At 69.7% G+C, this 20,850-nt stretch carries 20 protein-coding genes and 1 pseudogene; 7 read left to right on the top strand and 14 right to left on the bottom strand.

What is annotated here, in order from left to right:
• Positions 1-3 precede the first annotated feature (3 nt).
• The 5 genes from ACF1AG_RS22345 to ACF1AG_RS22365 all read right to left on the bottom strand — a co-directional run bounded on the left by ACF1AG_RS22345 (position 4) and on the right by ACF1AG_RS22365 (position 5,114).
• Positions 4-903 carry a carbohydrate ABC transporter permease gene (locus ACF1AG_RS22345; protein ID WP_387797936.1) on the bottom strand — a complete coding sequence of 300 codons (900 nt, stop codon included), beginning with the start codon at positions 901-903 and terminating at the stop codon, positions 4-6.
• A gap of 1 nt (position 904) precedes the next feature.
• Positions 905-1,810: a carbohydrate ABC transporter permease gene (locus tag ACF1AG_RS22350; RefSeq protein WP_387797938.1), complete on the bottom strand. Its 906-nt coding sequence runs from the start codon at positions 1,808-1,810 to the stop codon at positions 905-907.
• A complete protein-coding gene (locus ACF1AG_RS22355; RefSeq protein ID WP_387797940.1) occupies positions 1,807-3,105 on the bottom strand; it encodes an extracellular solute-binding protein in 1,299 nt (432 codons plus the stop codon). The genes ACF1AG_RS22350 and ACF1AG_RS22355 overlap by 4 nt, the downstream gene beginning before the upstream one ends.
• A gap of 59 nt (positions 3,106-3,164) precedes the next feature.
• Positions 3,165-4,208 carry a LacI family DNA-binding transcriptional regulator gene (locus ACF1AG_RS22360; RefSeq protein WP_391810282.1) on the bottom strand — a complete coding sequence of 348 codons (1,044 nt, stop codon included), beginning with the start codon at positions 4,206-4,208 and terminating at the stop codon, positions 3,165-3,167.
• A gap of 360 nt (positions 4,209-4,568) precedes the next feature.
• The gene (locus ACF1AG_RS22365) at positions 4,569-5,114 is read right to left on the bottom strand and encodes an RICIN domain-containing protein (RefSeq protein ID WP_391810283.1); all 546 of its coding nucleotides are present in this window, start codon (positions 5,112-5,114) and stop codon (positions 4,569-4,571) included.
• Between the two features lie 136 nt (positions 5,115-5,250).
• On the opposite strand from ACF1AG_RS22365, the gene ACF1AG_RS22370 reads away from it, so the two are divergent.
• The 3 genes from ACF1AG_RS22370 to ACF1AG_RS22380 all read left to right on the top strand — a co-directional run bounded on the left by ACF1AG_RS22370 (position 5,251) and on the right by ACF1AG_RS22380 (position 7,242).
• On the top strand, positions 5,251-5,430 hold the full coding sequence (locus tag ACF1AG_RS22370) for a hypothetical protein (protein WP_391810284.1): 180 nt from the start codon (positions 5,251-5,253) through the stop codon (positions 5,428-5,430).
• On the top strand, positions 5,427-6,020 hold the full coding sequence (locus ACF1AG_RS22375; RefSeq protein WP_387797947.1) for a hypothetical protein: 594 nt from the start codon (positions 5,427-5,429) through the stop codon (positions 6,018-6,020). Before ACF1AG_RS22370 ends, ACF1AG_RS22375 begins: the two co-directional genes overlap by 4 nt.
• A 538-nt stretch (positions 6,021-6,558) precedes the next feature.
• Positions 6,559-7,242, top strand: a complete 684-nt coding sequence (locus tag ACF1AG_RS22380) for an SMI1/KNR4 family protein (protein WP_391810285.1) — start codon at positions 6,559-6,561, stop codon at positions 7,240-7,242.
• Between the two features lie 42 nt (positions 7,243-7,284).
• Here the strand turns inward: ACF1AG_RS22380 and ACF1AG_RS22385 are convergent, their stop codons facing one another.
• A complete protein-coding gene (locus tag ACF1AG_RS22385; RefSeq protein ID WP_391810286.1) occupies positions 7,285-9,300 on the bottom strand; it encodes a SpoIIE family protein phosphatase in 2,016 nt (671 codons plus the stop codon).
• 709 nt (positions 9,301-10,009) lie between these two features.
• Here ACF1AG_RS22385 and ACF1AG_RS22390 point away from each other — a divergent pair.
• Positions 10,010-10,417 (top strand): annotated as a pseudogene (locus ACF1AG_RS22390) (MarR family winged helix-turn-helix transcriptional regulator); the annotation flags it as partial.
• Positions 10,418-10,744: 327 nt separating this feature from the next.
• On the opposite strand, the gene ACF1AG_RS22395 reads toward ACF1AG_RS22390, so the two are convergent.
• From ACF1AG_RS22395 to ACF1AG_RS22415, 5 genes are all read right to left on the bottom strand, one after another.
• The gene (locus ACF1AG_RS22395) at positions 10,745-12,202 is read right to left on the bottom strand and encodes an oxygenase MpaB family protein (protein ID WP_391810287.1); all 1,458 of its coding nucleotides are present in this window, start codon (positions 12,200-12,202) and stop codon (positions 10,745-10,747) included.
• On the bottom strand, positions 12,199-12,909 hold the full coding sequence (uppS, locus tag ACF1AG_RS22400; RefSeq protein WP_387797955.1) for a polyprenyl diphosphate synthase: 711 nt from the start codon (positions 12,907-12,909) through the stop codon (positions 12,199-12,201). The genes ACF1AG_RS22395 and uppS overlap by 4 nt, the downstream gene beginning before the upstream one ends.
• Before the next feature lie 599 nt (positions 12,910-13,508).
• Positions 13,509-14,003, bottom strand: a complete 495-nt coding sequence (locus ACF1AG_RS22405) for a hypothetical protein (protein ID WP_391810288.1) — start codon at positions 14,001-14,003, stop codon at positions 13,509-13,511.
• Positions 14,004-14,005: 2 nt separating this feature from the next.
• Positions 14,006-15,259: a hypothetical protein gene (locus ACF1AG_RS22410; RefSeq protein ID WP_391810289.1), complete on the bottom strand. Its 1,254-nt coding sequence runs from the start codon at positions 15,257-15,259 to the stop codon at positions 14,006-14,008.
• Positions 15,260-15,416: 157 nt separating this feature from the next.
• A complete protein-coding gene (locus ACF1AG_RS22415) occupies positions 15,417-15,917 on the bottom strand; it encodes a hypothetical protein (protein WP_391810290.1) in 501 nt (166 codons plus the stop codon).
• A gap of 171 nt (positions 15,918-16,088) precedes the next feature.
• Between ACF1AG_RS22415 and ACF1AG_RS22420 the strand changes: the two genes are divergently transcribed.
• Positions 16,089-17,078, top strand: coding sequence for a LysR family transcriptional regulator (locus tag ACF1AG_RS22420; protein WP_391810323.1), 990 nt, complete (start codon positions 16,089-16,091; stop codon positions 17,076-17,078).
• Here ACF1AG_RS22420 and sigJ read toward each other — a convergent pair.
• The 3 genes from sigJ to ACF1AG_RS22435 all read right to left on the bottom strand — a co-directional run bounded on the left by sigJ (position 17,023) and on the right by ACF1AG_RS22435 (position 19,036).
• Complete coding sequence (gene sigJ, locus ACF1AG_RS22425; protein WP_391810291.1) at positions 17,023-17,988, bottom strand: RNA polymerase sigma factor SigJ; 966 nt, start codon at positions 17,986-17,988, stop codon at positions 17,023-17,025. The two genes, ACF1AG_RS22420 and sigJ, sit on opposite strands and share 56 nt — an antisense overlap.
• Before the next feature lie 81 nt (positions 17,989-18,069).
• Positions 18,070-18,804 (bottom strand): SDR family oxidoreductase, encoded by a 735-nt coding sequence (locus tag ACF1AG_RS22430; RefSeq protein WP_391810292.1) that lies wholly within the window; start codon positions 18,802-18,804, stop codon positions 18,070-18,072.
• A 130-nt stretch (positions 18,805-18,934) separates the two neighbouring features.
• Positions 18,935-19,036 carry a hypothetical protein gene (locus ACF1AG_RS22435; RefSeq protein WP_337662969.1) on the bottom strand — a complete coding sequence of 34 codons (102 nt, stop codon included), beginning with the start codon at positions 19,034-19,036 and terminating at the stop codon, positions 18,935-18,937.
• Positions 19,037-19,136: 100 nt separating this feature from the next.
• Between ACF1AG_RS22435 and ACF1AG_RS22440 the strand changes: the two genes are divergently transcribed.
• Together ACF1AG_RS22440 and ACF1AG_RS22445 are read left to right on the top strand one after the other, a co-directional pair.
• The gene (locus tag ACF1AG_RS22440; protein ID WP_391810293.1) at positions 19,137-19,259 is read left to right on the top strand and encodes a hypothetical protein; all 123 of its coding nucleotides are present in this window, start codon (positions 19,137-19,139) and stop codon (positions 19,257-19,259) included.
• A gap of 257 nt (positions 19,260-19,516) precedes the next feature.
• On the top strand, positions 19,517-20,626 hold the full coding sequence (locus ACF1AG_RS22445; protein WP_391810294.1) for a LacI family DNA-binding transcriptional regulator: 1,110 nt from the start codon (positions 19,517-19,519) through the stop codon (positions 20,624-20,626).
• The last annotated feature ends 224 nt before the right edge of the window (positions 20,627-20,850 follow it).

Raw genomic sequence — 20,850 nt, forward strand, 5'->3', positions numbered from 1 at the left:
GAATCAGCCCTTTACTCCGGAGTCGATGTCGGTCGAGGTGAAGTGGCGCTGGAACAGCAGGAACAGCGCCACTGCGGGGGCGGCCAGCACACAGGCGCCGGCCAGCAGGGCGCCGGTCGGATTGGAGACCGTGCCCTGGAGATTGGACAGGAAACTGGCCAGGGAGACGGCCAGCGGCTGCTTGTCGGCGTCCTTGGTGACCAGGAACGGCCACAGGAACTCGTTCCACGGGCCGATGAAGGTCAGCAGCGACGCGGTGAGCACGGCCGGCCGGGCCATGGGCAGTCCGACCTGCCACAGGATGCGCAGTTCGCTCGCCCCGTCGAGGCGGGCGGCCTCGAAGAGGGACTGCGGCATCTGGAGGAAGAACTGCCGGAACAGGAAGACGGCCGTGGAGTTGACGGCGAACGGCAGGATCATGCCGATGTAGCTGTCGCCGAGCCCGTAGTCGCGGACCACGAGGACGTAGAGCGGCAGGACCAGGAGCTGGAAGGGCACCATCTGCACCAGCAGCAGCGCGGCGAAAACGGCACCGCGCCCCCGGAAGTGCAGCCGGGCCAGGGCGTAACCGGCGAGCACGCCGAAGACCAGGGTGCACAGCAGGACGCCGATGGTCACGATCCCGGAGTTGACCAGCGAACGCCCGAGCGAGATGGCACCGTTGACGGCCGTGTAGTTGCCACCGGTGATCCCGCCGGGTACGGCCGAGGACAGGTCGCCGGTGGTCGTCTTCCGCAGGGAGCCGACGAGCATGTAGTAGAAGGGGAAGAGGAAGGCGACCGCGCCGAGCGCGAGCAGGACGTACTTGCCGGCTGTCGTCCAGGGCTTGCGGGGCCTGTCCGGGCGGGACTCGTCGGCGGTGTGCCCGAGCGTGCCGGCCGGGGCGGGGGTGGAGACGCTCATGTCAGTTGCCCCTCTCGGTGAGCTTGCGGGCGATCAGCGAGATGACGAGGACGAAGCCCACCAGCACCACGCCGAGCGCGGCGGCGAAGTCCGGGTGCCCCTGCTCGATGCCCTTCTGGTACATGAGCAGGACGGGGGAGGTGGAGGCGTGGTCGGGGCCCCCGCCGCCGGTCAGCAGGTAGGGCTCGCTGAACAGGTTGGCGCCGGTGATGATCGCGTAGATGACGACGAGGGTGGTTGCCGGCCGCACCCCGGGCACCGTGACCGAGAAGAACTGCCGGATGCGGCCCGCCCCGTCGACGGAGGCGGCCTCGTACAGCTCCTTGCCGACGTTCTGGAGCGCGGCGAGGTACAGCATCACGAAGAAGCCGAGCTGCTTCCAGGTGACGAAGACCGCGATCATCGGCATCGCGAGGTGCGAGTTGACCAGCCAGGAGGGCTCCGGCGCGTACGAGCCGAGGACGTTGTTGACGAATCCGTCCGTGCCGAACAGGAACTGCCAGACCGCGACCAGGGCGACGCTCGCCGTGATGTACGGCAGGTAGTACGCGGCGCGGAAGAAGGCGCGGAAACGTATCTTCGCGTTCAGTGCGGAGGCCAGGACCAGCGAGAGGAACACCGTCAGGGGCACGTTGATCACGAGGAAGACGGCAATGTTCAGGAAGGCGCGGCCCACCACCGGGTCGGTGAAGACGTCCCGGTAGTTGGACAGTCCGACCCACGGTGCGTCGACGCCGGTGCCGGGCGCGGTGAAGTAGAAGCGGTGGACGGAGATCCACAGTGTGTACGCCAGCGGCACGGCGAAGACGACGAGCACGTACAGCACGTACGGCGACACGAACAGCGCGCCGGTCCGGGAGCGGACCCGGCCGTGCCGGGTGGCGGCAGTGGGGCTGAGATTCGTCATGCCGGGTCCCCGTACTCCTCGAGGAGCTTGGTGATCTTGTCCGAGGCCCCGCGCAGCGCGGCGTCGGTGGGCTCGTCCCCGAAGACGACCGACTTGGTCCACGCATCACGGAAGGCCTGCCAGACGTCGATGGAACCCGCCACGTTCGGGACCTCGACGATGCGCTCGGCCTGCCGGGCGAACACCTTGTAGAGGGGATTCTTCGCGAAGAAGTCCGGGTAACGGGCGGTCAGGTCCTCGCGCATGGGCATCTGCCCGGTCTCCTCGAGGAACTTCCCGTCCTGCTCGGCGGAGGTGGCGAACTTGAGCAGGTCCCAGGCGGTGGCCCGGTTGCGGCAGGCACTGAACATCGCCACCGACTTCTCGTCACTGAAGGAGTACGTGTCCTCGGGCGACGTCCCGGCCGAGGTCGGCACGGGGACCACCCCGATGTCGACGCTGTCCTTGTAGGCCGAGACGGCCCACGGACCGACGGTGGCCATGGCGGCCTTCCCGTCGTTGAGCGGATCGCCCGGATACAGCTCCTGCGGAGCGAGCTTCTCGGTGTACAGGGAGCGCCAGAAAGCCGCCGTCCGGCGGCCGGCCGGCGAGTCGAACTGCACCTTGCCGTCCTCGACGAGTTGCTTCCCGCCGCTCTCGGCCGCGAAGGCCGGGTAGAAATCGAACCAGGACTGGAAGAACTCGCTGCTGGGCGCCGGCCAGACAGCGGCCTTTGCGGCACCGCTGCGGACGAGGGTGCGGGAGGTCTCGAGGAACTCGTCGTAGGTCGCCAGCCTGGGGTGCTCGGGGTCGAGCCCGGCCTTCTCGAAGATCTTCTTGTTGTAGAGGATCATCACCGGGTTGCTCTTCCACGGCAGTTGATAGAACTTGCCGTCCCGCGACCTGTACTGGTCGGTGAGGGCACCACCGCGTCCCTTGATGTACGCGTCACCGTCGGCGAAGTCACTGAGCGGCACGAGACCGTTCTGCTTCTCGAAGGTCGGCACCGACGCCGGCGAGGTGTTGAAGACCAGGCACGCGCTGCTCCCCGCGATGATCGAGGCGCTGATGGCCTCCTCGGAGGTCTTGCCCGCCGGGATCTGCTGGACCTTGACGCGCTGGTCCGGGTGGCGTTCGTTCCAGGCGCCGATCACTTTCTCCCCCCAGGCCACCTCCTGGGCGTTGTTCGACAGCCACACCGTGATGGGGCCGCGGGCGGATCCGGCGGCCTCCGGGTCGGGGGCCGACTGGCCACAGGCTGTCACGGCACCCGCGACAGCGAGCACCAGCAGCGTGTACGCCGTTCTCCTCAGCATGGGACTCTCCGTACTGTGCACGCCCGGCCTCGTCGCCGGGCGGAACGTCCTTGCCGCGCTCAGGGGCGTGGCGGCCCGTCGTCGGGGGCGGGTGCCGGGCCCATCGAGGCGCGGGGGACGAACTCGGCCGGCGGCAGCACCACATGGGCCACCTCCTCACCGGCGAGGACCCGGTCCAGGGCCCGTGCCGCCGCTTCCCCCCAGCCGCGTGCGTCGGCACGGGCGGAGGACAGCGGCGGATGGGTGTAGCGGGTGAGCGGTGTGTCGTCGTAGCCGACCACCGACAGGCGCTCCGGTACCGCGACGCCGAGTTCCTGCGCCACGGACAGTCCGGCCGTCGCGGCCAGGTCGTTTCCGTAGACGATCGCGGTGGGCGGCTCGGCCAGCGTCAGCAGTTCGCGGGTGGCCCGCGCGCCCCCCTCCGCGGTGAAACCGCCGGGGCGCACGGGGCCCTCGGGCAGCCCCAGGTCGCGCAGCGTCTCCTCCCAGGCCAGGCGGCGCCGATGCGCGTGACGGAACTCCGGCGGGCCCTCGACGTGCGCGATACGCCGGTGTCCGAGCTCGGCCAGGCGGCGTACCGCCTCGACGTAGGCGGGCCGGTCGTCCAGACTCACCGAGGGCAGCCCGTCCCCCCACTCGCTCTGCCCGACCACGACCGCCGGAAGCCCGAGGCGCCGGATCAGAACCGGGCGCGGGTCGTCGTGCCGCAGGTCGGTCAGGAAAACCCCGTCCACCCGGCGGTCGGCGGCGAGTCGTTCGTAGACGGCTTGCTCCCGGTCCGGCGTGGTGACGTGCACCATCAGTCCGTCGCCCCGCTCGCCGAGGGTCACCTCGACGCCGGCGATGAACGCAGGGAAGAACAGGTCGGTCCCGATGTCCTCCGGCTCACGGGCGAGGACCAGCCCGAAGGCTCCCGCCTTGCCCAGGGACAGCGCACGGGCGGGACGGCTCGGGGCCCAGCCCAGTTCCTCGGCGGCGGCCAGGATGCGCTGCTTGGTCTCCTCGGCTATGCCCGGACGGTCGTTCAGCGCGAACGACACGGAGGCGCGCGAGACACCTGCACGCCGTGCGACATCGGCGATGGTGGGCTGTTTGCGAGCCATGACGCCTTCCGTTTCCGGGGGTCCGTAGGCCCGAGCGGTTGTTCCTTCCGCAAGGGCCGCAGGGCCGAGGTTGCTCGTTCAAACCGGTTTAGTGGTCGAAGTGAGGTTCACTGAACCGGTTTAGGCAAGAAGGCGTCAAGAGGTGGTCGTGTGTCGTGCGTCACCTCGTGGTGCAGGCGTCAGGCCGGGGGAGGAGGGCCGGCGGACGCCTCCGGCGCGGCTACGAGAGGCCGGACGGCTTGATCGTGAGGACCATCCCCCCGTTGGGTGCGGGGGTGGCCGCGACGTCGGGGAGGGGCTTCGCTTGCTGTCTGCCTCTCCGCAGGCCGGCCCTTCGCTGCACCGTCAGGCAGTACGGCCTTACGGTGCAGCGAAGAGCATGACGAGCAGCCAGTGTTGATTCACGCCACCGTGTTCGCTCCGCAGCACCGGCCAGGTGCCGCGCTCTGCATCGTGCGGCCTGTCGAGCACCAGACCGGTTGCGACGTTCTCGAGATGGTGCGCGCGACGGCCGGGGGCCGGCTTGAGGCGCCACCGCTGCCGTGGTTCGTTGGTCTCAGCACACATCTGCGGGTGGTCCCCCTCGTGGCTGCCGCGGCCGTCGAGGAACAAGTTGTTGCTGAGTGAGACGATGCGTGCTTCGTCTTCATGCCCCGAGGGAATGAGCCGCCACAACTGATGAGCCTGGCCGTGTGCTGTCCACAGATGCGGATGCGAACCGTCCTCGGTCCGGAAGGCCGTGTCCATGGCAAGGCCGGAATCCACAGATATGATCAGAAAGGGACCTGTCTGCGTGATGCTGCGCCGACGCCGCCTGAAGATCGCACTCACATCGTCGGTGGTGATCTTCAGGAAAGGCGGAAAGGGGCTGATCTCCGCGCCGATTCGGCGTTCTGCGTCTGTCACCGAACCAGCCTAGGGAGTGCGCCCCCGGTCGGAGGGCGACACCTTGAAACTCCCTGCCTGAGTAGTCCGAAGGCAGCCGTCGTACTCAGCAGCACATGACCGCCCGACAGCCCAACTCCCCATCAGGAACGTGCCGGTGGTCACCGCCAAGCAGGAAGGCGCGCCCCCGGCCGGCCCCGTGGCGACTCCCGAGCAGCAGCAGGCCGACGACTCCTGCGGCGGAACCGTCCTGCTGCGCCGCGTCGCCGGGGTGTACAAGCAGACCAACCTCACTCGGGCGCACGACGTCCTTGCCACAGCCGGAGCCTTCGCATGACGACACATGACACCGCCACCGACCACCCCACTGCCCGCACCGTCACCGACGTGCTCCAGCCCCGCAACGTCCTGCTTGTCGGCATGACCGGCATCGGGGCCGCCGCCGGCGGCTGGAGCGGCATCCCCTGGGGACTCCTCGCCGCCCTGTGCGCAGGGGTCGTCCCCGCCGCCTACATCGAGTGGGAGCGCAAACGTGGTACCTGGGGCGACCGGCACGTCGTCGACCGCGCGAAGCGCACTCCGATCTTCTTCGTCATCCTCGGGTCGATCGGGTTCGGCTCGCTCGTCATGGTCATGGGCAACGCGCCCGTCGGCATCCTCGTCGCCATGCTCGCGCTGTGGCTGATGACCATCGGACTGCTGGCCGTCAACAACGCCGGCCGCTGGAAGATCAGCGTGGACAGCGCTGTCGCCTCCGCGGTCCCCGCGATCCTGGCATGCGTCCACTCTCCCTGGTGGCTGCTCGCCTACGCCCTGACCGTGGCCGTGTGCTGGTCCCGCGTCGCCCTGACCTACCACACCGTCGCGCAGACCGTGGCGGGCGCCGCCCTGGGCGCAGCCACCGCCGTGCCCTTCCTGGTCGTGTGACCGGCTATGGAGGAAAGGCCCGTATGGCCGGCGAGTCTCCCGCTGCGACCGCTGCCTCGGTGGCTGCGGCGCCGCCTGCAGAACTGGTCGAATGCCAGGTAACACCAGCCCGATGGATCGAGGGTGTGCAGGGGCGGCTCAGCTGATCGCCCGGAAGCCGAGCCAGCCGTTGGTTCCTACTCCGCTGCGCGTGCCGTGGCCGGTGGTGGTGAAGAAGGCCGGGTAGAAGTACGGGCCCCTTCCGGGTCCATGGTTCCGTCACCGTCGAAGTCCGGGAGGCCCTCGACGTCGCCGGTGACGATGACCGGGTCGGCGTTCCGCCAGTGGTTGTTCGCCGAGGCGTGGACGGCGTGTTTGTCCGTTGTACAGGCGGTGGACCCTGCGCTGTCCTGTTCAGCGGTGGTGGTGCAGGCGGAGCCGTAGCCGTTGTCGGGATACAACTGCAGTTTCTTGCTGCCGGCCGTTCCCTGGAGGGCGATGAGACAGGGACGAGCGCGAAGGTGAGGGCACAGGCGTGTTGCTGTGACAGTCTGCTCGCGTGGACGATCTCGTCGGTACGCAGGCCCCGGGCTGCCGGTTGACAGACCCCGCTGAGTCTGTCGCGGAGCTCGAACGGGTACTGCCCGGTCTTGTGGCCCACCGTCGGCCGACCCCGGTGGCTGTCGACTGGCCACGGCTGGAGAACGTGTTGGGTACGGCTCTGCCTGCTGACTACAAGCTCCTCTGTGAGCTCTACCCGCTTTTCGAACTGAGTGACTTCCTGCGTGTCGGGGGCCCGGTGGCGGGTGCCGAAGTGGCCTGGGTCACCGAGGATCTGGAGATCGTGACCGAGTGGTGCGAGAACGCCGACTTGGCCGTCCCGCTGCATCCCTACCCCGCACCAGGCGGCTTGCTGCCCTGGACGTCCTCCAACCAGGGGGACTTCTTCTTGTGGACCACCAGCCCCGCCGGGCCGCAGGAATGGACGGTCACCGTGGCCTCGCGCAATGGCGCGTGGTGGCACTACACCGGTGGGGCGGTTCAGTTTCTGGCCGATCTGGTGAGCGGCGTCCGGGAGCCCTGGGCGCTGCCACAGTCCGACCCGAGATCACCTGGATTCGCCGACCAGTCGCCGGTGACGGATGAGAGGCGGGATGCCGTGCACGAGTGGCTGCAGGCCCTGGCTGTCGTGCTGTTCGCCCCTGAGATCCCGGGGACACCGGGAGTCCGTTCTGGTCGGTGATCAGGTGTGGAGTTGCCCGCGGCGGAGACGGCGGGTGGGGCGCTACGGCACGGACAGGCGCAGGGCCACCAGCGCCGTGTCGTCGTCGTTGTCGGCGGTCAGCATCCCGGCGAGCAGTTCGTCGCAGAAGGGCGCCAGCCGGAGCCGGGCCGCGGTTGAGGCATGACGGCGGAGCCGGTCCAGTCCGTCGGTGAGGTCTTCGTTCCGGCGTTCGACCAGCCCGTCGGTATACAGCAGCAGCGTGGAACCGGGGGGCAGGGGGTGGACGGCAGTGCCGTGGCGGGGGTCGGGGAGCAGGCCGAGCATCGGGGAGCGGCCCTCGACCAGGAAGTGTGCGGTGCCCTCCGCATCGACGAGCAGCGGCGGGGGGTGTCCCGCCGCGGAGTAGTGGAGCTGCAAGCGGCCCGGCGCCGGGCGTTCGATGCGGGCCAGGACGCAGGTGGCGGTGCATTCGAGGTACAGGGTCTGTATGGATGTGTCCAGGCGCCGCAGGATCTCGCCGGTGGGTTCCTCGCGGTCGAGGGCGAGCCCGCGCAGCATGTTGCGCAACTGGCTCATGGTGACCGCGGCGGGCAGGTCGTGGCCTGCGACGTCACCGACGGTGAGGACGGTGGCGCCGTCGCGCAGCACGAAGGAGTCGTACCAGTCGCCGCCGACTTCGGCGGCCGAGCTGCTGGGCCGGTAGCGGACGGCGATGTCGAGGCCGGGGACGTCCGGCGGCTCGGTGAGCAGGCTGTGCTGGAGGGCGAGCGACACCTGCCGGGTTCGCTGGTACTCCAGGGCGTTGCTCAAGGGGGTGTGGGCCCGTTCCAGGAGCGTCTGCAGCAGACTGATCTCCGATTGACCGAGGGGTGGGCGGTCGCCGTTGACGCAGGCTACGACCAGGGCGGCGGTGGTGCCGTCGACGACGACCGGTAGCAGGACGACGCTGTTGGCGTCGGGCGCCAGCCAGGGTTCGGTGCCCGGCAGGGCGATATCGGGCGGTGGTGAACCGGGCGGGAAGACCGCGTGGACCGGGCGGCGCAGGTCGGCGGCGCGGACGAGGGCGCTGTCCGGGCCCAGATGCTCGGCGTGGTGCGGGGGCGGAAGAGGAGGGTCCTGGCGGGGCACGGCGGCGACGCGTTCGGCGGTCAGGGCGGTCCCCGGCGTGCGGTGCAGGGCCTGGGGAAGAAGGTAGGAGGTGCAGTTGTCGGCCAGCTCGGGAACGATTACCGCGGTGAGGGCGGCGAGCATCTCGTCCGGCCGGGCGGTGTCCGCGGTCACGGCGGTCGCCCGGGCCAGCAGCCTCTCCCGGCGGGCATCCTGCCACTCCTGCTCGACGTCCCGGCACGTGCCTATCCACTCGATCACCGTGTCCCCGTCGCGGACCGGCGCGGCGTCGACGGCGAAGCGCCGGTAGCCGCCCGTGGCCAGCCGCAACCGGTAGGTGTGGGTGAAGCGCGGCTGCACCTCCCGCAGGGCGCGGCTCCACCGTTCGATGACGGAGGCGCGGTCGTCGGGATGGACCGCGTCGATCCATCCGTCGTCGCGGAACTCCTCCCAGCTCTGCCCGGTGACCCGCTGCCAGCCCGGGCTCGGCTCGGTCACACCGCCTTCCGGGCCCGTCACCCACACCATCTCGGACCCGGCGCGCACCAGGCTCCGGTAGCGCAGCAGTGCGCGGCGCCGCTCCTCGGACAGGACACGGATCCGCCGTGCGGCAGTCACCTGCTCAGTCGTTTCCACGATCACGCCCAGCACGCCACGACTCCCGTCACTCACCGTGGCCTGGGAGATGCTAAAGGTGAAGTAGCGTGTCTCCTCCCGTGGCGAGTCCGCGAAGTCGAGGTCGATGGGAACGGCCGTGAGCACCTCGGCCTCACCGGTGGCAAGGACGCGGTCGAAGATGTCGAAATAGCCGGACTGCGCGAGGTCGGGAAAGGTGCGCCGGAGGGGCCGGCCCAGCGGACGGTCGCCGAACGTCTTCCGGTAGACGGCGTTGGTGTACGCGAGTCGGTGCTCCGGCCCTCGGGTGAACACCACACCGATCGGAGCGGGATCGAACATCTCCAGCCTCATGCGGGCCTCCACCTGCCCCTGCCCGGGAAGTGAACGTGGGCGACGAATTCCCAGTACCCCTCGTCCAGGGACCGACGCTCACCCTCCCTCATCCGGTTTGTCGACGGCCGGCGTCATCCGCGCGACGCACCAGGTCGCCTCCTCGGCGGCACGCCGGCCGAGGTGCTCCGGCGGCCGTGCGACAGCGCTGTCGAGGGCGTGCTGGACGGTACGCACACGGGGCCGGGGGTCGTTGCGGCAACGCACCGGCTTCCCGGCGGGGCCGTTGGACATCAGCCGCCAGGTGAAGAATGGGCCCGCGACTCCGGCAGCCTCACACCCGGCCGGCGACGGCCTCCGGCTCGAGCGGTCAGTGCGGACCGTGATGCCGTTGATCCCGGTCGACCTTCGGTGACAGGAGACGCCGCCAGTCACGTGCCCAGCGCAGCAGTTCCGGATCGTCGAGGGCCGCCACCCAGGCGTCGGCATGCCCCGTGTTCGCCTGGTCAGGCAACGGGCCCGAGCCGAGGACCCCCAGTCCGGCATGCCACGCCGCGTCGTCGGTGTGACGATCGTGCCGCCGGCGCCGGCCGGCGCCTGGTCACGCTCCGAGAAGGGGCGCATCCGGCGTCGTGGGCCGCGAAGGGCTCGGTGTGGTCCGCGTGCGTGGCGAGCTCGCCGGCCAGGACGTAAGCGCCGATGAGCGCGACGCTCGCCCCCTGCCCGGAGAGGCAGGACGTCGCGTGCGGCGCGTCGCCCACTCCTGGACCGGCCCGCCGTGGGGGTGCTGGTGTCCCTGCTCGCGGCCGGGGAACCGCTGCGTATCGGAGAGATCGCCGACCGCATGCAGGTCGTGGGCCCACACGTCACCCGCCAGGTCCAGATCCTGGAGAAGCGCCGCCTCGTGCGGCGCTTCGCCGACCCCCGCGACCGCCATGCCCGCCTCATCGAGCCCAGGGAGGCGGGCAACGAGGCCGCCCACCGTTATGTCACCACGCTGCTCGGCTGGTTCGCCGAGGTCCTCGCCGACTGGCCCCGGCAGGACCGCGACGACCTTCTGCGCCTCCTCGCCCGCTTCGCCGACGACGTGACAGCCCGGCTGGCACTGCCGGAGGAGGAAGAGGATGAGGCGGCGTAACCAGGCGACGGCTTTCCGATGGAGGGCGGCTCGCACATAACCGTCAGCGCTGCACCACCGGACGCCGACCCGCGGGTCGTGCATCGTGTGAGCATGGCGGGCTGCCTGCGCGGTCGGCCGAGACGCCGGCCAGGGCCGGGATCACGGCCGGCAGCGGCACCAGTTGGCTGACGTCGCCTGCGGTTGCCGCTGCCCATCGACACCTGATGCCTCTTCTCTTCGCCGCGGGCGTGACGGATGACCTCCTCTCTCCTCGGCGGTCCCGGGCCGGACGGCCTTCCTCGTCGACGGTGCCGGATCTGACGAGGCCCTGTGAGGAGACCTGCCCTAGGCGTCGGCGAGAAGGGGGTCGTACGCGGTGTTCGTACGGCGGCCCGACATGAAGGAGAGAAAGTCGCTCACGAAGGCGCCTTGGCTGTAGACGCCGTCCGTGGTGGTGACGTCGCGGTGGAATGCGGTGCGGAAGAGGGCCCGGTACTCCTCGACGTCGATGGTTCCGTTGCCGTCCTTGTCGGTGGCGTCGAAGAGAACCTCAGCGACACGGATGAGCGCGGGTCCGGCGAGGGAGGGGACGGCGGCGGCGTACTCCTCGGCGCTGACGCGGCCGTCGCCGTCGGTGTCGAGGGCCGCCTGCAGTTCGCGCCACCAGGTGGCGAAGGCGTCGTAGAGCCGGGTCTCCTCGGGCTCGTCCAGGTCGAGGCGGGTGGACAGTTCGCGGGCCATGGCGGCGAGGTCGGGCCAGTCGAGATGGCCGTCCCCGGTCTGGTCCAGTACTTTGCGGAAGAACTCCTCCGCCGAACGCCGGCTCTCTCCCGTACCCCCTGAGGTCGCCGGATCCGGGCGGAGGACGCCGCTCAGTGGTGTGAGGAGGCGCAGCAGAGCCGAGGCCCGCTTCATGCGGGCGGCCAGGGCGGCCACGGTCCGTGCACGAGGGTCGTCACTGCCGGGCGACAGGGAGAGGGCTTCGACGATGCTTTCGGCGTTGATCCAGCCCTCGGGCAGGAAGCGGGCCAGTCCGGCGGCGCAGTAGGCGCCCTGCATGAGCGTGGACGCGCCGGGCATCTCCGGCAAGCCGGCCCGGCGCCGGTACGACTCGGGCAGCGAGGCGACGGTGATCGCGCCCAGCAGCGGGCCGACGACGGCCCGGCCGGCCGCCCACAGCGTCGGTGCCCCGTCCAGCAGTGCCGGGGCAGGCAGGTGGTGGAAGAGCCGGTAGAGGATGACGCGGGCCGCCTCGGTGTTCTCCAGTTCGTCCTCGACGACCCGGTCGAAGTAGCGCCAGAAGTCGTCCAGGTCCTCGGGGAGTTCCGAGGCGTCGCCGTCGAGGGCGGCGAGGAACGACCGGTACTCGGCGTACATCCGCTCCATGGTGTCCTGGTCGAGCGGCTGACCGCTGAGCCGGCACATGGTGACGGCGCTCTCGAAGAGAGTGGCGACCACCCAGGCCCGGGTCGCGCGGTCCATCGCGTCGTAGGCACGGCCGCGGTGATCGGAGCCGCTCATGCGGGCGTGCAGTCTGTTGAGCCGGGCGGCCTCCCGCTCCCGAACCGCCGGGTCGGCACCGAACATGCGCCGCATGCTCAGGAAGGTGTTGCGCAGTCGGCGCCACGGGTGGGCAACGAACGTGGAGTTGTCGACGAGGGCTGCACCGACCTGCGGGTGCGCGGCCTCCAGCACGGTGGCACGGATGATGGCCAGCGCCCAGCGCGGGTCGTCGAAGAAGCCACTGAACCGTGAATCCGGACCGAACAAAGGCCTCTCGTCGGCCGTTCCCGTGGTGGTCATGAGGACTCTCCTATCGTGCGGGGCGGCACACCGCCGAAACGGCGGTCGCGGCGCCGGTAGGCGTGCAGGCAGGCGAGGAAGTCGGGGGCCCGGAAGTCCGGCCAGAGCACCTCGGGGAAGACCCACTCGGCGTAGGCGACCTGCCAGAGCATGAAGTTGGAGATGCGCTGCTCGCCGGAGGTACGGATGACCAGGTCGACGTCGGGGGTGTCGGGGAACGGCAGATGGTCCGCGAACAACCGCTCGGTGACCTCGTCCGCGGGCGTCTTGCTGCGGATCAGTGATCTGGCGGCCTCCACGATGTCCCGGCGCCCGCCGTGGTCGAAAGCCACGGTCAGTGTCATTCCCCGGCTGTCGGCCGTCAGCGTCGCCAGATCCTCGAAATCCCGGGCCAGTTCACGGGGGATACGCGAGTCGGCAACCCCCAGGAAACGGCAGCGGATGCCCCGGGCCAGCAGCAACGCCGCATGCTTGCGCACGACCCGGCGGACCAGACCCATCAGGAAGTCGACCTCCGTGCCAGGACGGTTCCAGTTCTCGGTGGAGAAGGCATACAAGCTGAGCCACTCCACGCCGGCTGCACGGGCCGCCTCGATGATGTCGATGACAGTGGTCTCAGCAGCCCGGTGCCCCGCCGTGCGGGGAAGCGAACGCCGCTGCGCCCAGCGGCCGTTGCCGTCCATCACGCACGCCACGTGCCGCGGCACCGCACGGTCCGCGCCCTCGCCCTGCCGCTGCCCGTCGGGGCCGCCACCGGACCGTCGCCCACCCGGCCCGTCCCCCGTCCCCGCCCGCGCGCACGGAACGCCGCGATCCCTCGTGGCAGGCCCCGCCCCATCCGGAACGGCGCGCTCGCCCCTACCGCGCTCGGTCACACCCACCCCGTCTCACCAGGTGCCTCATCCACACCCCACCGGCGTATCCCCTCCTGGAGTCTGACAAGGCGGAACAGACCGGACCGGCCGAATAGGAGACCACCACCCTTGGTTCATTTGTCCGATTCCCACTGCTTCCCGCGGTGGCAACGTCGCCGGCACCCACGACGCTCTTGTCGTCCTCGGCTCCGAGACGCTCCGGCGTCCGCCGAGTAGTGATGCCGCCGGGCGGGGTGCCAGAGAGCGGCCCCTGCCCCCGTGACGGGGGCAGGGGCCGCTCTGTCGAGCTGAGCGGGGGCGGCCGGGGCCCTGCGCATGGCGACAGGACCGGACCGTGTCGGTGGTCGGTACCCCCGCGGTGCTTCAGTCCAGTCGCGCCGCACCCGACGCACCATGTGCGGAGGCTCGCGGTCGTGGCCGGCGCGCGTCCCTCAGCAGTTGCGGATGGACCACACCGGCGTCCAGTCGTACGTGAAGGGCACGGCCTCCGGCAGGGCGACGTCCAGCACCTGTCCGTTCTGGCCGTAGAAGAAGGCGGCGGCCCCGACCTGGTTGTTCACCGCCTGGCCGACGCCGTTCCAGTACGACAGGGAGTACTGGGCGCACCGGTAGAGGAAGAAGACTTTGTACTTGCCCACGGCGGGGTCCCATACGCCGGCGCACAGGTTGCCCGAGGTGCACTCGACGGGGTTGCCCGACGTCGTGTGGACGTAGTCGGCCGCCGGGGACACCGTGGGGGAGACGGCTGCCATGGCGCGTGAGGAGGCGGCGGTCTCCGCGGGTGCCGGGGGCATGATCACGATGTGGCTGTCGTTCTCGCGGGGCGTGTCCGGGGCTGCGTGGGCCGGGGCCGACGCGAAGGCCGACGCCAGTACCCACAGGAAGGCACCGACCACTGCGAAGGCGGAACGCCTGGTGTACGACATCGTCACTCCTTTTCCGGCAATGTCCGGAATCGCTGCTGTTGTGGGCATAGCGGAACGTCGGGCAACTGGTTGTCCGGATGACTGATGTAGATGTTGGTGACGTAGCCTCCGTACTGCGGCAGATACGCCCACCAGTCGTTGGTGTAGGGCGGGACGGAGACGGCCTGGCCCCTCTTCTGGCAGCCCACCAGCACTTCCACGCCGGCCGGCAGCCGGGTCAGCAGGTTGTCTCCGAGCGCCGGATCGTTGCGGACCGCGACATCCGACCCCCACGTTCCGTACCACGTACCTGTCGGTGCCGTGCCGCCGGGGACGTTCAAGGTACGGGTCAGCCGGCCGAGGTCGGTGTAGGCCTTGCCGTAGGGTGTGCCGTCGGCGTGCAGGGTGAGGACGGCGACGATCGAGCGGTCCCCGGTCCCGACGGTGCCGGTCGTGTGCAGCGCCGGCCGGCTCAGGTCGACGCCCGCGGCTCCCGTGGCGGGGGCGGTGGAGCCGGCCTGCGTACGGGCTGAGGTGCTGCTGCCCGGGCCGCAGGCGCCTTTCGTGGAGAAGGCCGACCAGCCCTGCTTGACAGCCCATGGCCGGTTGAAGGCGGCGGCGATGCCGAAGTGCTGGTCGAAGGAGTCGGAGGCGCACCGGGTCGACTGGCGCAGACGCTGCATGATGAAGTCGCGCACATCGCCGGGGGCCGTCTCCAGGAGGTGGCGGTAGATTTTCACCGTGTCACGGGCGGAGATCCCCGTGTAGCCCCAGTGACCCTCGTATCCGGCCGGAGGCGGCGCGGTGTCGACGAGTCCGAGACGCGTGATCATGCGGTCGGCGATCGCGGGTCCGCCGTAAGTCGACCAGTAGTGGTTGGCGGCGCTGTCCTGGCTGCTGCGGAGCATGGCGTCCAGCCGGGCGCGGTCGGCGTCCGGGATGTCGGCGGGGCTGCGGTTCCACAGGAAGTCGAGAGCCAGCAGGAGTTTGGCGACGGAGGCGGAGCGGAACGTCGCCGACGCGTTGAGCTGCTCGGTGAAGGTGCCGGTCTGTCGGTCGAACACGGCTACACCGGCCGTGACGCCGGCGGGCACCTGAGGGGTTCGCGGTGCGGTCGACTGCGTGTCGTCCGCAGTCCTCGGTTCCGCCGCTGCCGCACCGGGGTGCGGGAGTGCCGCGCAGGTGAATGCGAGGCAGAGCAGAGCCGCGGCTGCGGCGAGCGTGCGCGGGAGGGTGCGGCGTGAGGGCGTGGGGGAGTGGCGTGAGATACGGAGCATGTCGTGACGGGTCCTCGGCGAGTATGCGGGAAACGCGATGAGGGGGCGTCCGAGGCGGGTATCGTGCTGTCCGGCACGGCGACACCCCGTCGAGGAGCCTTCGTGCCGGACGCGTGCGGCCCCGGGGCGAGCGCCTTGGCAGCTGCCGTCGGGCGGCCTACGGAATGTTGCATTCCGTCATGTCGGCCCAGGGGTCGGTCGACGTCCACACGTCCACCGCGGGGATGAATCCCCATGCATGGTGGACGTCCTGACCGGGGGCGACGCGGTCCCCCATGGTGTAGTACCAGACATTGTTGCCGCCGTTGTGCCAGGCGCCCCGGCCCCAGCACACGAACCAGCTCGACGAGGTGTCGATCCAGCCGATCACCGGGCAGGCCGCGATGAAGCTGGCGCAGCCGTACAGCGGGGCTCCGGCCCGGTTGCCGCACACCCAGTCCCGCGACCAGGTGCGCCCGGTCCAGGCGTCGTAGTGGCTGACGTTGCGGGCGGTGCACGATGCCTGGGGCGCGGGAGGCGCGGCATCGAGTCCGGGTGATGCGCTCAGCGTCGCACGGACCGTGCGGTCGGCCTGCGGCGTCGACGCATGAACGGCGCCCGCGCTGAACAGTACGGCCAGGAGGGCGGCGAGTATCGCCACCGCTCTTCTCATGGACATGTGCCGTCCCCCGGTTGTCGAGAAAGTGATGGTCGCAGCGATGGTCGGAAGACCCCGTGGAACCGGTGGGTCGCACGGGGCGTCGCTTCGGATCGAGCCTTCCACTCTCACTCGATGCATGTCATCGCTTATGTCCATGCGGGATGAAAACTGATCCATGAGGGATTCATGATGGTTGCTGGCGGAACGGTTTCCGGGGCGGGAGCACCGACGGGTCCCGATCCACGGACACCGAGCGCCCACCAGCTGCGGCTGTTCGTCGCCCTGGCGGAGGAACTCCACTTCTTCCGCGCCGCAGCGCGTCTCTTCATCACGCAGTCGGCACTGAGCCAGCAGATCAAAGACCTCGAACGACGCCTCGGTGTGCAGTTGTTCGACCGTTCCAGCCGGACCGTCACGCTCACGCCGCAGGGGAGGGTGCTGCTGGCGGACGCGCGGGGCGTGGTGACAGCCATGGACCGGCTGAGCCACAGCGCCTCGACGCAGGCGCGCCGGCTCTCGGGCCGACTCGTGGTGGGCACCGTCGGGGCCGAGGCAGCGATGCCCTACACCCGGGCCGTCCTGAGCCTGCTGCACACGCGGCACCCTCAGGTCCAGATCGACGTGCGCAGTCTCCACTTCGCAGACCACTTCGACGCCTTGTTCCGCCATGACGTCGATGTCGTCTTCCTGCGGCCACCGGTACCCGACGGCATCGAGGTGCAACACCTGGCCACGGAGGACCGGTTGGCCTGTCTGCCGGCGAGCGATCCGCTCGCGGAGCGGGAACGGATCACCCTCGCGCAGTTGGCGGACCGTCCGGTGATCGACGTACCGCCCCAGGTGCCGCGGGTGTGGTGGGACTTCTGGGCGGTGGACCCCCGGCCCGGTGACACGCCGGTCCGCTACGGACCGGTGGCCTCGGACGTGGAGGGGTTGCTCCATCTCGTCGCGCGGGGCGAGGGTATGTGTTTCCTGCCGGCCGCCGCCCGCGACCTCTTCCCGCGCCCGGGCGTCAGCGACGTCGAGGTGACGGACCTGCCTCCCTCCACGGCCGGCCTCGCCTGGCTGAGAAGCAACCGTACCGAGCCGTTGATCAAGGCCGTTGTCCGCAGCGCAACCCGTATCAGAGTGACCAATTTGTCAGCTTCATTGGATTCAGCATCAGCCACACGTTCGTGACGCCCTGATCGCTGACGTCGAAGGTGACGATTCCGTACCGACGCCCCTCGTCTCGAAGGATGAATCCGAGACCGTCAGCCGTGTCGCGTCGCTCAAAACGGAGGGCGGGCTGCTTGCGCATCACTCCCATGAACCACCTGGCTACGTGATCCGACCCACGGATGACACGAGGTGCGGCATTGACGAAGCCGCCGCCGTCCACTCGCAGTTCGACGTCTGGAGACAACACGCGGAGCAGGCCCTCGATGTCCCCTCCGGCAGTTGCACCACGGAATGCCCGAACAACCTCATCATGCTGGTGGGAAGAAACCTGTGCGCGTCTTCCTCGTTGAACGTGGCGGCGCGCGGACGTCGCCAGTTGCCTTGTTGCTGCTGCTGAACGGCCTACGACACCAGCAATCTCGTCAAACGGGACACCGAACACATCATGCAGCACGAACGTCACTCGCTCAGCTGGGGTCATGGCCTCGAGGACCGTCAGCAATGCCATGCTGACGGCATCGTCGAGAGTGACACGTTCGAGCGGATCAGCAGCGAGATGGCTGGAGTTCAGTGGCGCAACGGCTGTTTCCGCGAAGAGGTCAGCCGGAACTGGCTCCGGTAGCCACTGCCCGACGTACGTCTCCCGTCGCGCCCGCGCGGAACCCAGCAGATCGAGTGAGATGCGGCTCGCAACTCGCATCAGCCATGCCGCGGGCGTCACGATTTTGTCGCGTTCCTCGGGATCAAGGCGGTACCACCTCACATATGTCTCTTGCACGACATCCTCGGCATCGGCCAGGGTGCCCATCATGCGAAAGGCCAGCGACAGCAGACGATGCCGCTCCGCCATGACCGAATCGAGAGCCCGTGATTCATCGGGCTCGGCTTTTCCGGACTCCGCGGATTCGAAAGGAATATCTTCCGGCATGGGGCCCTTTCTTATGGGAGCGCGGCACGGCTGACCCGTTGCCTGGCGGTCAGACGTTCCCGCCTCTCTCCACTGTCGCATTCAGGCGGTGGGAATTCCTGCAATCGGGTACCGCACGGTGCCTGTCCGGTACGCGCCCCGCGGAACCATGGCCTCGATGGGCGCCTGGCCGTCCACGGTCACCACCTCCCGATGGTCTCCGCGATGGGCCAGAGTGGCACGGAACAGGTCGTCGTGGTAAAACCTGTCGGGTCCAGCTATCTCGACCACACTCCCCGGCTCCAGCGTCGTGACGGCCTCGGCGAGCAGATCGACGACTTCGTCAAGCTCGACGGGCTGAATGAAGGACCTCGGAGCGATAACCTTCCCGTCCACGGTGTGCTGGTCGATAAGGACAGGAATGTAGCTCTGGAACTGAGTGGCCCGGATGATGGTGGCGGGGATCGAAGCGGATCGCACGGCCTTTTCCTGCGCCACCTTGCCGAGGTAATACCCGATCTCCGACGCGTCCCCTTCCCCGACGCCGACAATGGAGAGCACGATGTGATGGCGGACACCTGCCCGCTCGCCCTCCACAGTCAGGCTGTCGATCGCGCCCTCGAAGAACGAGATCGCCCCCTCCGCGTCAAAACAGGGGGTGTTGAGGACGTTCACGATGGTGTCGACTCCGACGAGAGCCTCGGAGAGCCCCTTGCCCGAGATCACGTCGATCCCGTCCTCCAGTCCTCCTGAGACCACCTCGATGCCCTTGGCCTCCAGGTTGTCCGCGAGGCGGGACCCCACACGGCCGCGTCCGCCGGCGATGAAAACCTTCATTTCCTCACTCCGTTCCGGGGCACCAGTCGCTGCCCTCACCGACATGACGACGCAGGCCGGAAGAATGTGAGGCGGCGAAGCAGGCTGGTTGTCCCACCGTGTCCTGTGCGGTGAGGCGGGGCACCGCCGCTCAGCGGGCGGTGAGATATCGGGAGGCCAGGGCGGTCTCCAGGACGTCGGTGCCGGCGTCGTCCGCCGCCCAGGCGACGTATCCGTCGGGGCGGACGAGCATGGCCGTACGACGGTTGCAGGCCCAGTGGGCGGGAGCGGGACCCGCGGCCCGGCGAGGCCCTGGACAGCTTGGTCGACGCGTACATACGCGGTACCGGGACATGGTGGCCGAGGTCGTCACCGAGACGGGCCCGCGACCCGAACCGGCGCCCGGCACCGCCCACGACTGGCTGCTCGCTGCCCTGGCCACGGAGACGGGAACTCCGCTGCCCGCGTCGGTGTGATGGCCGGGTACGACGCCCGTGGGCCGGAACGGCGGGGTTCGTCCGGGCCGGTTCACGCGCAGAACGTACAGGACCCGCATCGACTGCCCAGCAGGTCGAGGGCGCGGAATATTAGTCGGTTATTAGTCGTCGCTGGTCCCTTGACCGTCCCAGTGGGGCAGGAGCACTGTTACTCACTAATCCGCATTAGCGCCCACGGAGTTCCCTCCGGCGCTTCGCTAATGCGCATTAGTCGCGAGCCGTCCGGAGGATTGAGCATGGCTGAAAAGGTGCCGTCGCGGCCGCGTCGTGGTCGGCCCCGTCAGGCGGAGGTGGCCCGCCTCGCCGGCGTGTCCCAGACGACGGTGTCGCTGGTGCTCGGCGGGAACAAGCAGGGCATCGCCCTGCACGAGGACACCCGCGCTCGGGTGTTGGCCGCCGCGCGGGAACTGGGCTACGTGCCCGATCCCGCGGCCCGCAGGCTTGCCGCGGCCCGCAACAACCTGCTGGGCGTGTTCAGCTTCACCGCGACCTTCCCGACCGCGGTGGAGCACTCCTACTACCCGTTCCTGGTCGGCGTGGAGCAGGAGGCCGCCGCCCAGGGGTACGACCTGGTGCTGTTCACCGGCTCCAGCTCCGGGGGCGCCCAGGCGCACGAGCCGGGAGCGCTGGACCGGGTGCGGCTCGCGGACGGATGCCTGTTCCTCGGCCGTCACGTCCCCGACGACCAGCTGGGCAAGCTCGTCGCCGACGGCTACCCGGCGGTCCACATCGGCCGCCGCGACGAGCCGCAGGGACTCGCCTGGGTCGGCGCCGACTACGTCGCCGCATCCGCCCACGTCGTCCGGCATCTCACCGAACTCGGGCACACCCGCCTCCTGTTCGTGCGCGAGGACGACGACGCCCTGGCGTCCACCGACCGTGAGCGAGGCTTCCGCGCCGGGCTCGCCCAGTACGGCCACCAGGACCGTTCCGACGGCCGGGCCGTCGTGGTGCGCACCTCGCGCCCCGAAATCGACATCACCCCGGAGTGGGTGCGTACGCGGCTGGACGAAGGCGTCACCGCCTTCGTCACCGAGGAGACCGACAGCGGTGCGGTCTGGCGGGCGCTGCAGGCCGCCGTCACCGGGGCCGGTCTCGACGTGCCCGGCGACCTGTCCCTGGCACTGCTCGGGTCCCCGCCCGCCGATCTGGCCACCGGCCAGTCACCGACAGGCTTCGACGTGCCCCGTGCCGACCTGGGTGCAGCCGCGGTCCGTCTGCTCATCGCCCAGATGTCCGGACAGGAGCACGAAGAGCCCCTGGTGGCCTGTGCCTTCCGGCCCGGACCCACCACCGGCCCGCCACCCGGCCGCGCACCCCGACAGGACCCGGTGGCCGGTGGGTGACGGTCCGCCCGGACCACCGAACCGGACCTCCGCCCGCCCCGCCCACCCACAGCACCCTTCACCCTGCACGCCGTCGACGGACCTTCCCCACCCCGACGGAACCGTCGTGACGCACCGACGGGACACCGCGGCTCACTTCAGCCCCCGGCCCGTCCCACCGCCTCCACCACGTCCGCACCACGGCGTCCCACCGCACGCCGTTCACCCCGCGAGGAGCCAGCACC

The organism is Streptomyces sp. NPDC014764 (assembly GCF_043082785.1).
Taxonomy (GTDB): Bacteria; Actinomycetota; Actinomycetes; order Streptomycetales; family Streptomycetaceae; genus Streptomyces; species Streptomyces althioticus.

What these genes read in the sequence shown, in the direction of transcription:
- ACF1AG_RS22345 (WP_387797936.1), bottom strand. Translation starts at nt 903, where the DNA reads ATGAGCGTCTCCACCCCCGCCCCGGCCGGCACGCTCGGGCACACCGCC.
- ACF1AG_RS22350 (WP_387797938.1), bottom strand. Translation starts at nt 1,810, where the DNA reads ATGACGAATCTCAGCCCCACTGCCGCCACCCGGCACGGCCGGGTCCGC.
- ACF1AG_RS22355 (WP_387797940.1), bottom strand. Translation starts at nt 3,105, where the DNA reads ATGCTGAGGAGAACGGCGTACACGCTGCTGGTGCTCGCTGTCGCGGGT.
- ACF1AG_RS22360 (WP_391810282.1), bottom strand. Translation starts at nt 4,208, where the DNA reads ATGGCTCGCAAACAGCCCACCATCGCCGATGTCGCACGGCGTGCAGGT.
- ACF1AG_RS22375 (WP_387797947.1), top strand. Translation starts at nt 5,427, where the DNA reads ATGACGACACATGACACCGCCACCGACCACCCCACTGCCCGCACCGTC.
- ACF1AG_RS22385 (WP_391810286.1), bottom strand. Translation starts at nt 9,300, where the DNA reads ATGAGGCTGGAGATGTTCGATCCCGCTCCGATCGGTGTGGTGTTCACC.
- ACF1AG_RS22395 (WP_391810287.1), bottom strand. Translation starts at nt 12,202, where the DNA reads ATGACCACCACGGGAACGGCCGACGAGAGGCCTTTGTTCGGTCCGGAT.
- ACF1AG_RS22405 (WP_391810288.1), bottom strand. Translation starts at nt 14,003, where the DNA reads ATGTCGTACACCAGGCGTTCCGCCTTCGCAGTGGTCGGTGCCTTCCTG.
- ACF1AG_RS22410 (WP_391810289.1), bottom strand. Translation starts at nt 15,259, where the DNA reads ATGCTCCGTATCTCACGCCACTCCCCCACGCCCTCACGCCGCACCCTC.
- ACF1AG_RS22415 (WP_391810290.1), bottom strand. Translation starts at nt 15,917, where the DNA reads ATGTCCATGAGAAGAGCGGTGGCGATACTCGCCGCCCTCCTGGCCGTA.
- ACF1AG_RS22420 (WP_391810323.1), top strand. Translation starts at nt 16,089, where the DNA reads ATGGTTGCTGGCGGAACGGTTTCCGGGGCGGGAGCACCGACGGGTCCC.
- sigJ (WP_391810291.1), bottom strand. Translation starts at nt 17,988, where the DNA reads ATGCCGGAAGATATTCCTTTCGAATCCGCGGAGTCCGGAAAAGCCGAG.
- ACF1AG_RS22430 (WP_391810292.1), bottom strand. Translation starts at nt 18,804, where the DNA reads ATGAAGGTTTTCATCGCCGGCGGACGCGGCCGTGTGGGGTCCCGCCTC.
- ACF1AG_RS22435 (WP_337662969.1), bottom strand. Translation starts at nt 19,036, where the DNA reads ATGCTCGTCCGCCCCGACGGATACGTCGCCTGGGCGGCGGACGACGCC.
- ACF1AG_RS22440 (WP_391810293.1), top strand. Translation starts at nt 19,137, where the DNA reads ATGGTGGCCGAGGTCGTCACCGAGACGGGCCCGCGACCCGAACCGGCG.
- ACF1AG_RS22445 (WP_391810294.1), top strand. Translation starts at nt 19,517, where the DNA reads ATGGCTGAAAAGGTGCCGTCGCGGCCGCGTCGTGGTCGGCCCCGTCAG.